This is a genomic window from Nocardiopsis sp. TRM 82005 (assembly GCF_056312425.1).
Map to the genome: position 1 here is coordinate 80,364 of NZ_JBWDTQ010000029.1, position 11,258 is coordinate 91,621.

The 11,258-nt window shown below is 67.0% G+C and carries 9 protein-coding genes; 4 read left to right on the forward strand and 5 right to left on the reverse strand.

Going from position 1 to position 11,258, the window contains the following annotated elements; all coding sequences use genetic code 11:
* Positions 1-1,137: 1,137 nt before the first annotated feature.
* Entirely contained in the window at positions 1,138-1,875 is a 738-nt protein-coding gene (locus AC0T5L_RS22450; RefSeq protein ID WP_476167440.1) for a hypothetical protein, read from the forward strand.
* Positions 1,876-2,628: 753 nt separating this feature from the next.
* Here AC0T5L_RS22450 and AC0T5L_RS22455 read toward each other — a convergent pair.
* Complete coding sequence (locus AC0T5L_RS22455) at positions 2,629-2,991, reverse strand: sigma factor-like helix-turn-helix DNA-binding protein (protein WP_476167441.1); 363 nt, start codon at positions 2,989-2,991, stop codon at positions 2,629-2,631.
* A gap of 9 nt (positions 2,992-3,000) precedes the next feature.
* Positions 3,001-3,585, reverse strand: coding sequence for a sigma factor (locus tag AC0T5L_RS22460; RefSeq protein ID WP_476167442.1), 585 nt, complete (start codon positions 3,583-3,585; stop codon positions 3,001-3,003).
* A 297-nt stretch (positions 3,586-3,882) separates the two neighbouring features.
* Between AC0T5L_RS22460 and AC0T5L_RS22465 the strand changes: the two genes are divergently transcribed.
* On the forward strand, positions 3,883-4,608 hold the full coding sequence (locus AC0T5L_RS22465) for a GAF and ANTAR domain-containing protein (RefSeq protein WP_476167443.1): 726 nt from the start codon (positions 3,883-3,885) through the stop codon (positions 4,606-4,608).
* 99 nt (positions 4,609-4,707) lie between these two features.
* Positions 4,708-5,472, forward strand: coding sequence for a GAF and ANTAR domain-containing protein (locus tag AC0T5L_RS22470; RefSeq protein WP_476167444.1), 765 nt, complete (start codon positions 4,708-4,710; stop codon positions 5,470-5,472).
* A gap of 1,298 nt (positions 5,473-6,770) precedes the next feature.
* Here AC0T5L_RS22470 and AC0T5L_RS22475 read toward each other — a convergent pair.
* Positions 6,771-7,496 carry an SDR family oxidoreductase gene (locus AC0T5L_RS22475; protein WP_476167445.1) on the reverse strand — a complete coding sequence of 242 codons (726 nt, stop codon included), beginning with the start codon at positions 7,494-7,496 and terminating at the stop codon, positions 6,771-6,773.
* Positions 7,497-7,578: 82 nt separating this feature from the next.
* Here AC0T5L_RS22475 and AC0T5L_RS22480 point away from each other — a divergent pair, with 82 nt between their 5' ends.
* The gene (locus AC0T5L_RS22480) at positions 7,579-8,460 is read left to right on the forward strand and encodes a LysR family transcriptional regulator (RefSeq protein WP_476167446.1); all 882 of its coding nucleotides are present in this window, start codon (positions 7,579-7,581) and stop codon (positions 8,458-8,460) included.
* A gap of 305 nt (positions 8,461-8,765) precedes the next feature.
* Here the strand turns inward: AC0T5L_RS22480 and AC0T5L_RS22485 are convergent, their stop codons facing one another.
* Together AC0T5L_RS22485 and AC0T5L_RS22490 are read right to left on the reverse strand one after the other, a co-directional pair.
* Positions 8,766-9,251, reverse strand: coding sequence for a hypothetical protein (locus tag AC0T5L_RS22485; protein WP_476167447.1), 486 nt, complete (start codon positions 9,249-9,251; stop codon positions 8,766-8,768).
* A gap of 97 nt (positions 9,252-9,348) precedes the next feature.
* Positions 9,349-10,854, reverse strand: a complete 1,506-nt coding sequence (locus AC0T5L_RS22490; RefSeq protein ID WP_476167448.1) for a benzaldehyde dehydrogenase — start codon at positions 10,852-10,854, stop codon at positions 9,349-9,351.
* Positions 10,855-11,258: the final 404 nt, after the last annotated feature.

Consider the following 11,258-nt stretch of genomic DNA (forward strand, 5'->3'; position numbering starts at 1 on the left):
GGGAGACCGGTACGGGGCTGTGGCCTGCCCCTTCAGGATGAAAAAGGCTCACGGTCTGCTTTTCTCCTGGGTTGTCCTTCTTGAATCCGGTTCTTTTCTGGTAATATCGCCTTCGGTTGTGTCGATTTGGCTTTGGGGTGGGATTGTTTATAAAGTCGGCTCGTTGGTCGACCTTGGCTGTCCAAGCTGCTGTGTCGGGGTTCCTTGCGGTGAGTCTGGTGGACAACGGCTGGGGGTCGATGGCTGTGGTTATTCCTTATATTCTTGCCGTCGTCCTTTGTTCAATCACTTTTTTTGGACTGCGCCGTACTGAGAAAAAGAATGGAAGGGATGTTAATTTTTCTCGGGTTTTCATCTTCTTTGGGTGGGGGGTATGTGTATTTGTTGGTATCCTCTGGGTGACTTCTCTCCCGCTGTGGCCTGGTGTATGGCCAACCTTTCCGATTGTTTTGGCGTCTCTCATATTTATGGTTTTTTCTGTCCATTCATGGAAAAAGGGTGAATAAAACTCCTGGTTTCTGGTTTGCGGTGGTCGCGAGTTGTCCGTGCGGAGAATCCGGGTCACTGAGAACCGTTCCACGGTCGGTGGATCCCTGTTGGTCCAGCAGGTATGGCCTCTCGGTGTCCCTGCCTATCCGGAAAGCGCTGGGCTCTCATCGAACCCATCCTGGCCGTCTGAAGTGAGGCCCGGTGCGGCCTGGGCATCAAACAACTCCTCCACGACCTAAATCCGGTGGGGGAGGGATGGAATCCGCTTGCACTTCTCGTCGAGGTCGAGCGTGGATGCGTGGTGCCCCGCACCAGGCGGGGCCGTGCACTGCATCCGTACAGGTCACAGGTAGTGAGGAGGCGGGGGAGATGGTTCTGGGTTCTCCGGTGAGGCTGGACGAGGTCAGCTCTTTGCCGGTGGTGCTGGATCCGGTGACGGCCGGGCGGATGCTCGGTCTGGGCCGTACCACCGCCTACCGGTTGCTCCGTGAGGGTGCCTTTCCGGTGCCCGCGCATCGGTCGGGCAAAGTGTGGGTGGTGCCCACCGCCGGAGTATTGGTCCACCTCGGCTTGGACCACCTGGCCTTCCCACCACGGGATGGGTGTGGGTGTGGTGCGCGCGGTGACCACAGGAAAGGTGAGAAGTAGATGGCTTCTCATGACGGGTCGGTGTTCAAACGCTGCGGGTGTCGCGACCAGGTGACCGGCAAGCTCTTGGGAGCGCAGTGCCCGAAGCTGAGGCGTGAGGGCGGGTGGAATCCCCGGCACGGGGAGTGGGGCTTCCAACTGGAGTTGCCCCGCACCGCCGAGGGCAGGCGCTGCCAGGCCAGGCGCACCGGGTTGTGTTCTCAGGAGGAGGCACAGTGGGCCCTGGAGCGCCTCAAGGCGTTGATCCACCTGGCCGAGGGTGAGGACGAGGCCGAGGTTCAGGTCGCGGACCTGGTCCAGGCCGCCCTGCGGGGCCGCCACCGCCTTCCCGAGATCGAGGAGGTCAAGCGCCGCATCGACACCGGGGTGCGCACCCGGGAGAAGGTACCCACCGTCGCACAGTGGTTGGACGAATGGTTGGCGGGCAAACCTGACCTGGCCCAGAAGACCCGCCTGTCCTACGCCGGCCACATTCGCAACTACCTCGACCCCCACCTGGAACGCACAAGAGTGGACAAGCTCACCTCCTGGCAGGTGGAGGAAATATTCGCACGGATCGAAGAACACAACGCGCACATCCTCGAATGCCGCGAGTCCGATGAGATGAGGGTGCGGGACTCGGTACGCGGGAAACGGGTGGTGTCGCTGGCCACCAAGCACCGGATCCGTGCCGTCCTGAGCAGGGCACGGCTTCGACCAGCGGGCTCGGTCAGGGCGGGACCGCGGGCGTGGACGTGATCGGCGATCGCGCAGCACAGACGGACCTGATCTCGGTGCGGACGAACCCCGGCCAGGGGCGGAAGCGCAATGCATCCTCGACGAGGTCCAGTGCCGCCGCCCGCACCGTGTCACAGCCCTCGTCCGCGATCCGGAGCAGGATCGGGGCCGCCTGGACCGCGGTAGGCAGGACCGTGCCGCTGTGGTCATGGACGATCCCTCCTCCCGCCAGGAGGGAGGCCGCCGACTCGGCGTCCGTGTTTCCGCGGGCATGGGCGAGGCTGAGGAGGCCGTCGCGGGCTGCGGCAGGGCCGCAGGCCCGGGAAGGGAATCCCAGTCGGTGGTATGGATCATGTCGGCATTCTCCTGTGGTGTCCGCCGCACATCACTTTTCGCCGGGTGTTACTGCTGTTGCCGGGACATGTGGGCGGCTGTCGTGCCTGTTCGGGCAGCGTGTGCACAGGCCCGGGATCGCCCGTGGCGTGGCGGTTGTAGGGCGCTGGCGGGCGGACACGGGCGTCCTGGCCCGGATGCCCATACGGTCACGGCGGGGAAAATGCTCCGCGAGGTGGGTGCCCACCTGTGCTGGGCCTCGCGCTGGGGAGCACACGCAGAGCCAGGGCCCAGACGGGCCACGCGTTTCGCACACCCATTCTGCCCCGGCGTTTTGTGGCACACCCGACAGGGTTCGAACCCGCGGCCATCGGATGAGAGGGGTGCCACGGCCAGGATGTCGGGGCGGGACACCCACGCGAGCGGAACACGGTGGTCCGGTCAGGTCAGGAGCTCGTCGCGGATCCGGGACAGGCCCTGAGCCAGCAGCCGCGCGACGTGGGATGGGGACAGATTCAGAGCGGCGGCGATGGTGTCGGTGGACTCATGCATGGACAGCCGCATGCGCACGACGCGGCGCTCCTCCGGAGGCAGCCGACGCGTCGCCGTTACCAGCGCCCGGTGGTCGGCCTCGCCACCGAACAGGGCGTGGCCGGTATCGGATGCCGAGTCCCGGGCCTCCCCCTCGGCCTTTTCCCGCCAGGGGCGGAAGAGCACGTCACGGGCGTGCTTGGCATAGCTGAGTTCCACACTGCGCTCGACGTCTACGAAGGCGGGTGCGGCCCATGTCGCATCAATGCTCATCGGGCGCGCTCACCACCGTTCCGCGTCGACGGCGGTGTTGAGGCTGTCCACGTCCACGGCGGTGTTGTCCGCCATGCGCAGGTGCGCACGCAGGTGCAACAGCCCGGAGTGGACCATGGTCGCGACGGTGTCGTGCGGTACCCCGAGGGTGGTGCTGATCTGCTCGGTGGTGCGCCCCTGGTAGTAGGCCAGGAGGACGGCTCGGCGCCGCGCGGCCATCGAGAGGTAGGACACCGAGCCCGGTTCGGAGCTGACGTGTCCGGTGCGGGACGATCCGATGCGGGTTGGCGTGGTGTCGCGCGGGGCGGAGCGGATACGCTCGACGATCGTGCGGTGCGCCAACGACATCACCCAGGCGATCGCCGAACCCTGGTCGGGTGTGTACCGGCCGGCCGAGCACCATACCCGGACCCATACCGCCCGGGCGACCTCGTTGGACACCGCGGGATCGCGCAGGGCGCGCAGGACGAGGCCGTGGATCGTGGCCGCGCCGTGGTCGTAGAGAGCAGCGAATGCCCGCTCATCACCGGAACCCGTGCGTGTCAACAGATCGTCGACGCCCGCGGGCGGGCTGGAGTGTATGGAAGCCGTCACGGGTGTAGCCCCTTCAGTCGTCGGACACGTGTCTGTCGACCGCCGGTCTTCTGGGGCAGTACACCTTGAATTCGTGCCCTGGCACCGTGATGCGCGTGGGACGCGAAAAAAGCTACTTCACTCCTAGCACGTATGGGGGCGTTCGCGCAACGGGATCCGCTCTGGCGACTTCTGTGACAGAGTTGGTGGAAACGGCTCTCGGCGCCTGGTTCTACCCTTACCGGTCGTTCCCCGGGCACCACCAATGTCGGTCGCGGGCCGTTCCCGCCGACCAGAAGGGAAAGCGGTGCCCAGCCAGTGAGCGTTCCCGAGAGCCCGGAGGAGTCACTCCAACGGGTATGGTCCACCGTCGCCGCGGCACTCGACGACGGTTTCGGTGGAACGGACGTGCTGACGCTGGTCGGAGAGGTGTCCACACGCCTGCTCCCGGTCGACGGTGTCTCGGTCTCGCTGGTGGGCGGAGCCCGAACGCGGGAGACGCTGTACGCGAGTGACGGGGTGAGCGACCGGATCCAGCGGTTGCAGTGCAGCCTGGGTGAGGGGCCGTCCTTCGAGGCCTACGAGGCGCGCAGGCCGGTCCTGGTCTCCGACCTCGCCGCTGATCGGGGGGCGCGCTGGCCGGTGTTCGCCAGCGAGATCGGCGCGTATCCGGTCGGAGCGGTCTTCGCCTTTCCCCTGCAGCGCGGAGCGATCGGTATCGGGGGGTTGGACCTGTACCGCAGCGAGCCGGGATGGCTGTCCGCCGAGGAGGTGACCACTGCGTTGCGCGTCGTCGACATCGCCACGCTGGCACTGCTGGCCCTGAGGGTGGACTCACTCAACGGGGAGTGGGTCGTGTCCCTGACTCGGGAACGCGCCCAGGTCCACCAGGCGACCGGGATGCTGATCTCCGGATTGGGTGTTCCAGCGGAGCAGGCGCTCGCGAAGCTCCGTGCCCACGCGTTCGCGGTCGGCCGCATGGTGGACGAGATCGCCGATGACCTGGTCTCCGGCCGACTCGCCCCGGCCGACATCGAACTGTGAGGAGCGGGCGCTGACAACGGCAATGGCCATTGGGAAGGCCACTGAGCAGAGTATTGAGCAGAGCATCGTCACAGCTGGAGCGAAAGTAGAGGAACCCTCATGAACGACTCACTACCTTCGGGCACGCGGCGGGAGTCGGATCTGGTGGGCGCCTTCGTCCAGTTGGCCGACACCCTGGTCGATGACTACGACGTCCCCGAGGTGCTGCACCAGCTCGCCGCGCACTGCGTCGACCTCCTGAACGTTTCCGCCGCAGGGCTGATGCTGTCCGATCAGCGGGGCAGTCTGCAACTGGTCGCGTCCTCCAATGAGCGCACCCGCGTGCTGGAACTGTTCCAGATCCAGACCGACGAGGGCCCCTGTGTCGATTCCTTCCAGACCGGTGTGGTGGTGGTCGTCGCGGACCTGTCCGCGGCCACGGAGCGTTGGCCCGTCTTCACGCCCCAGGCCCTGGAGCAGGGTTTCTCGGCCGTGCACGCGGTTCCGCTGCAGTTGCGCGGCGAGGTCATCGGGTCGCTGAACCTGTTCAACCAGCGTCCCGGCGGGCTGTCGGCCGAGGACGCGAAGGTGGCCCGGGCGCTCGCCGACATCGCCACGATCGGCATCCTCCAGGAACGCACGATCCGCTACGGCGAGGTACTCACCGAACAGCTCCAGGGTGCGCTTAACAGCCGGATCACGATCGAACAGGCCAAGGGGCTCCTCGCGCACGCCGGAGGGCTCGACATGGAGCAGGCCTTCCAGGCCCTGCGCCGCTACGCGCGTAGTCAACACGCCAGGATGAGCGAGACCGCGCACGCGCTCGCCTCCGGGCAGCTCCGCCCCGACGCGGTGCTGGAGCAGGGGCACGCCGACGCCATGTGAGGGCGCGGACCTGTACGCGGACACGGGACCCTGGAGAGAACGGGCTTCTGAGCGCACAGGTGGCACAAGGCGAGCGTTGAGGTGTCCCGACCCCTGACCCCCGACGACATCGGGGTCTTCCTCGGCCTGGACGTCGGAAGGCGCAAGCACCACGCCCATGCCCTCATCCCTGCGGAAAGACCGTCCACGCCCAGCGTCGATCCCACAGCGGACCGCCACCGCGCGCTGTATTGGACAATGTCGCCGCCCTACACAGCCAGGATCGCGAACGTTGTCACTGCAGCCCAGATCCACCTCGCCTTGGTCGTGTCACCGATTGTGGCGCGAGAACTTGTGGAGGATGAAGGGTTTCGGCTGAAACGGCCGTATGCGGGCGATGGTGCGACAGAGCGTGCCTGAGCGCCCGGGCACGGCCCCGCGCAGGGCGGCAGCGGGGCGCTGGGGCGCACACGGTGCGTCCCCCAGGGTCACGGAACGGCAAAGTGCTCCGCGAGGTGGCCCTCCACGTGTACTGGACCTTGCACTGCGGAGCACACATGGAGCATTTCAGGGCCCGGGCGACGACGAGGACCTCCTTCGAGGTCCTCGCTCACCCCGTCTGACCTGGGGTTTTGTGGCGCACCCGGCAGGATTCGAACCTGCGACCGTCGGATTAGAAGTCCGGCGCTTTCGTGTCTCTACGTGCCACAGAGTGACGTTTCGTCCCTATCCATCCGATCACCGCCATCGTTTCGTGTCAAGAGGTGCCGCCCGGTGTCGCCCCAGTCCGGAACTGCGGAGCACAAACGGAGCACACACCGGCCCCTGGCGGCATCCGATGGCATCTCGCGAGGTCCTCACAGGCCAGGAGCCACCTCTGGCTACATGGTGGAGGTCCGATCCCCACGCCTCCAGGAAATGGCGCCCATGTCCTCCACGCCGTTGTTCTCCACCTACTGCCAGGGCGAGAACCGCGTCACCTTCTCCACACTCGCGGTCCTCCAACGCATCGGCCTGTCCCTGACCGAGAGGATCCTCCCCTGAGCCTCAGGCGAGGCCATCCTGGACACAGTCGCCTTCACCAACCAATCCGCGACCGGCACAGGCTCGGCCCCTGACACGGAACTCCCATGACTTCGCCTTTCCGCTCGAGGCCAAGACTGCCCGCGGCACGGTCGACGGGAAACAGCTCCGTGTTCATGTGAAAGCTCTGGGGGAGGGGCCGGGGCGGTTGCCGTTCGTATTCACCCCTGCGCCGATACGCGCCAGAGCTTTTGTCACACCCGGCATGAAACAGCCACTGCCCCTTCCGCTCGTTGTCACCAGGGGACAACTCCCTCGTCGTCGAAGAACCCGCCGCGCGGTCCGTCATCCGGCAGGGTGGCGAGCCGGATCGCGATCGCGGCCCCCTGCTCGGGCGTCCGTGGGGCGTTGAAGCCGGTGAAGTCCGTGGCCACATAGCCGGGGCAGGCGGCGTTGACGGTGATGCTCGTGTCGGAGAATTGGCGGGCGTACTGGGCTGTGATGCTGTTGAGCATGGTCTTCGACGGTGCGTACGCGGCCAGTATCGGTCCTGTCCGCATCGTCAGCGAGCCCATGTTGCTCGACATGTTGACGATCCGCGGTGCGTCCGAGCGGCGGAGCATCGGGAGCATTGCGTTGGTGACCCGGACGACTCCGAACACGTTGGTTTCGAGGACGGTGCGTACAACGTCGAGGTCGAGTGTCGTCGGATCCTGCTTGCCGCCCTCGGTCCGGCCGGCGATGCCCGCATTGTTGACGAGCACGTCCAGGCGTCCCGCCGTCTTTTCGATGGTTGCCGCCGCCGCGGCGACGCTGTCGTCGGAGGTGACGTCGAGGGCGACCCCGAACGCGTCGACGCCCGCGGCATGCAGGTGCTCCACGGCCTCCTCGCGCCGCGTGTCGTCACGCGCCCCCACCGCAACTCTGAAGCCGATCCGCCCGAGACCCTGGGCGATGGCGAAACCGATTCCCTTGTTCGCGCCGGTGACCAGCGCTACCTTCGTATCGTTCACGTGATTCATCCTCGGAGGCTGGGCGTTTGGGGTCCAACACCGATCCGGTCCGCTGTGATACCCATCTGGTATAAGCCGGTAGGCTGCCGACGTGGACCATCTCGAGACCCGCGAGCTCCGGTACTTCATCGCCGTCGCTGAGGAGCTCCACTTCGGGCGCGCCGCCGAACGACTCGGGATCGCCCAGCCCCCGCTCTCGCGCGCGATCCGCCAGTTGGAGCATCGGCTCGGCGTCCGGCTCCTCGACCGGGATCGACGCGGCGTGGCTCTCACCCATGCCGGCACGGTGCTGCTCCGCGAGGCCAGAGCGGCCCTCGACGCGGTCGCGGCCGCTGCCCGCCGGACTCGACGCGCCGCGGACCCGAAACGGCCGCTGGCGCTCGCGACGAAGGCTGGAGCCTCTCACGAACTGCTGCGACGGCTCCTCGACGCGGTCGCGAGCGAACCCGATGCTGCACCGGTCGACGTCGTCCTGTGTGAGGTCGGCGAGCAGGCAGGGCTGCTCCGCAGCGGGCACGCCGATGCGGCACTCATGCATCACCCGTTCGACGACCTAGCCGGGTTCGACACCGAAGCCCTCTACGTCGAAGGCCAGGTCGCGCTCCTTCCGGCAGGGCACCCGCTCGCCTCACGCGATCAGATCACGCTCGCGGAGGTGCGGAACGTTCCGGATCTGCCGATCGCCAGGTGGCCGCGGCTCGACGGATCGTATCCGGACGGGCCCGGACCGAAGGTAGGCACCCAATCGCAGCTCGCCCAGCTCGTGGCGCTCGGCAAGACGCTGCTCGTCATCCCCGCCTCCAGCCGCGCCTGGCAGTGGCCCGAGCACGTCGCGGTGCCCGTCGTCGATGCGCTGGACGTCACCACGGTGATCGCCTGGCCGCCGAGCAGCCGCTCCCTAGGGGTCGCAGCGCTCGTTCGCACAGCATCCGCGCTTTACGACACCACACCACCTGTTTCGTGCCGGGTGTGATGGAGGCTCTGGCATGTGCCGAGTTTGGTGGAGCCGAATGACCGCACCGTCGGCGACGGGACTCACGAGCAACTTCGGTCCCGCCTGGACCAGGGACCTGGTCATGCCACGCAAGGTGGGTGGCCTATCGAGCCGGGCGACCACGTCATATGTCATCTGCGTCCTCTCGCTAGAGACGATCGGTCACGTCGAGTCCCCCGCCGGCCGACCCACCAAGCGGCGCTTCCCCCGTAGTCGAAGGCCGTACCGAAGTAGGTGGGTTCCCCCGTCTCGGTCTCGACCTCCCCGCATCGTCTCAAGGTTTCTCAACGCCTGCGCCAGACGGGGGCGTTGCCGTTATGTATCTCAGGATGGGGGCGGCCAAAGAAATCGTTCTCCGTCCAGATGTCGTGGTAGACACTCAGCTCGACCATCGTGTCCTCGGTCGCGACATCGATGGAGACACCGACGAGCTCGGGTTCACCTCTCTTACATCCGTCAGGCGCGATCCAGTTTCCGGGGCCGATGAGGAGTAGCGTCTTCGGGTAGGCCTCCGGTCGGCCCGTCGGCCCGTCGGCCCGTCGGCCCGTCGGCCGCGAGTCGCGAACTCTGTCCGCCAGAGCAGCGGCTGTGAGGTCGCCGCAGTGAAGGATCCGGGACCGGTGGCCGGTGTGCCCGACGCCGTACTGGAACCAGCCCACGTCGACACTGTCGAGGTACAACAGGTCGCGGTCCCGGAGGACCTCCGCCACTGACACCGCCGTGGCGCAGCCCACCTCCAGACCATCCGACCCCTCGTCGTGCTCGACCACCCACGTCCACGTGGCGGTGGCCTTCGGCGACCTCATCAACAAGGACATGACTCCTCTGATCGTCGTTGGTCGCCGGATGGACAGGAGGGCGACGGGCCTAATCCCCGCCTACCTGGACGGGCGCCTGAGTCCGTCGGCTGGTGATCCACTGCCAGCGTGTGAACTCCTCGATGTTGGCAGGGCCACCGACCGCGCCGTGGCCGGACGCCTTGATCGCGGGAAACGGAACGACCGCCTCGTCGCCGACGGTCGGCTCGTTGATGTGGACTCCACCCGCCTGGAGCCGGTCCCCGATCGCGGACGCGTGGTCGAACGACCGGCTCTGCACGGCTGCCTTGAGCCCGAACTCGTTGTCGTTGGCCAGCGCGATCGCCTCCGCGTCGTCCTTGAACGTGGTGACGGGAGCCACGGGGCCGAAGATCTCCTGCTCGTAGGCCGCGGTCCCGGGACGGACACCGGTGAGAACCGTCGGCCGATAGAAGAGGTCCCGGTACTCGGCGCCCGTGGTCGCGCGTCCGCCGTTCCTCAAGGCTTCCTGCACGATCCCGTCGATGTGTCGCAACTGCTTCTCGTCGATGATCGGACCGAGGTCCACCTCGTCCCGGAACGGATCGCCGACGCGCATCTCCGCCGCCTTGCTGGTCAGCGCCTCGATGTAGTCGTCCGCGAGAGACTCGTGGACGAGGTGGCGTCCGGTGGCCATGCATACCTGACCCTGGTGGAAGAAGGTCCCCCAGGAACCGGCCGAAGTGGCGGCCTCCACGTCGGCGTCGTCCAGAACCACCAGCGGATTCTTGCCGCCCAACTCCAGCAGGACGCGCTTGAGCTCTCGTCCGGCGGTCTCGCCGATCTTACGCCCCACCGGCGTGGACCCGGTGAACGAGATCATCTGCACGTGCGGGTCCGCGACGAGCGCGGCCCCTGCCGCCGCCCCCGGCCCCGGAAGCACGTGCAGGACCCCCTCGGGGAGTCCCGCTTCCTCCAGCACGCGGGCGATCAGGATCCCTCCGCTGACCGGTGTGCGCTCATCCGGCTTCAGCACGACCGCGTTACCCAGAGCGAGAGCCGGCGCCACCGAGCGGATCGAGAGCACGAGGGGGAAGTTGAACGGCGAGATCACACCGACCACCCCCACGGGAACCCGCTGTGCGTAGCTCATCCGTTCCGGATCCGAGGTCGGCAGCATCTGGCCGACGGGTTCGTAGAGCATGGCAGCGCTCTGGCGCAGGCGCTGCTCGGCGTCGTGCAGCTCCAGGTCGGCCTTCGCGCGCACGCCCCCGCACTCGCGCATGATCCACTCGCGCAGTTCCTCCTGGTGCCGACCGATCAGGGCGGCCGCGTCCAGCATGACCCGGGCACGGGTCTCGTGCGTCTGTGCGGCCCATTCGCGCTGCGCCTCAGCGGCCAGAGCGCAGGAGGCGCCGATGTCGTCGGGGTCGGCGACGCCGAACTCGGCGAGCCGTTCACCCGTGGCAGGCTCGATGTCCTCCATCGTCCCGCCTCTCGAATCGACCCATGAACCGGTGAAGACGCGACCCGACCACCTGGACGGAGAAAGCAGTGCCACTTCGGGCGGGGTATGGGTCTGCGGTGTCTCGGCCATCGAAAGCCTTCCTCTCGATTCGTTCCGTGCGGTCGCGGAGCGGTCCGGGGAACCGGGACGGAGCCGCGGCCTTCCGTGCGGCCCGGCGCCCAGCGATGCGGACCCGGTCAGTTCGTTCGAGTCCACGTCCGACCCATCGAGTGTGAGCGATCAGGGACTGCGCCCTGATCGGAGCGGCTCCCGGCCCAACCGATGAATCGCACGGTCGGACGCACGAAGCGGCGCACCTCGTACGGCACCAGTCGATTACCCAGCCACCAGGCCGTCCATGCCCATCGGTGGCCACATCGAGTAGGAGAACGGCGTTTTTCCGTGCGGCTTGCACTGAGCTTGTCGTTTAACCTCCGCCCGTGGCTCGGGCACCGCTCCGGCCACGGGTTTCGTCGTTCCCCCGACAACAGGCA

Bases quoted from the DNA above. Each gene is read 5' to 3' on its own strand.
- AC0T5L_RS22450 (WP_476167440.1), top strand. From the start codon at position 1,138: ATGGCTTCTCATGACGGGTCGGTGTTCAAACGCTGCGGGTGTCGCGAC.
- AC0T5L_RS22455 (WP_476167441.1), bottom strand. From the start codon at position 2,991: ATGAGCATTGATGCGACATGGGCCGCACCCGCCTTCGTAGACGTCGAG.
- AC0T5L_RS22470 (WP_476167444.1), top strand. From the start codon at position 4,708: ATGAACGACTCACTACCTTCGGGCACGCGGCGGGAGTCGGATCTGGTG.
- AC0T5L_RS22475 (WP_476167445.1), bottom strand. From the start codon at position 7,496: ATGAATCACGTGAACGATACGAAGGTAGCGCTGGTCACCGGCGCGAAC.
- AC0T5L_RS22490 (WP_476167448.1), bottom strand. From the start codon at position 10,854: ATGGCCGAGACACCGCAGACCCATACCCCGCCCGAAGTGGCACTGCTT.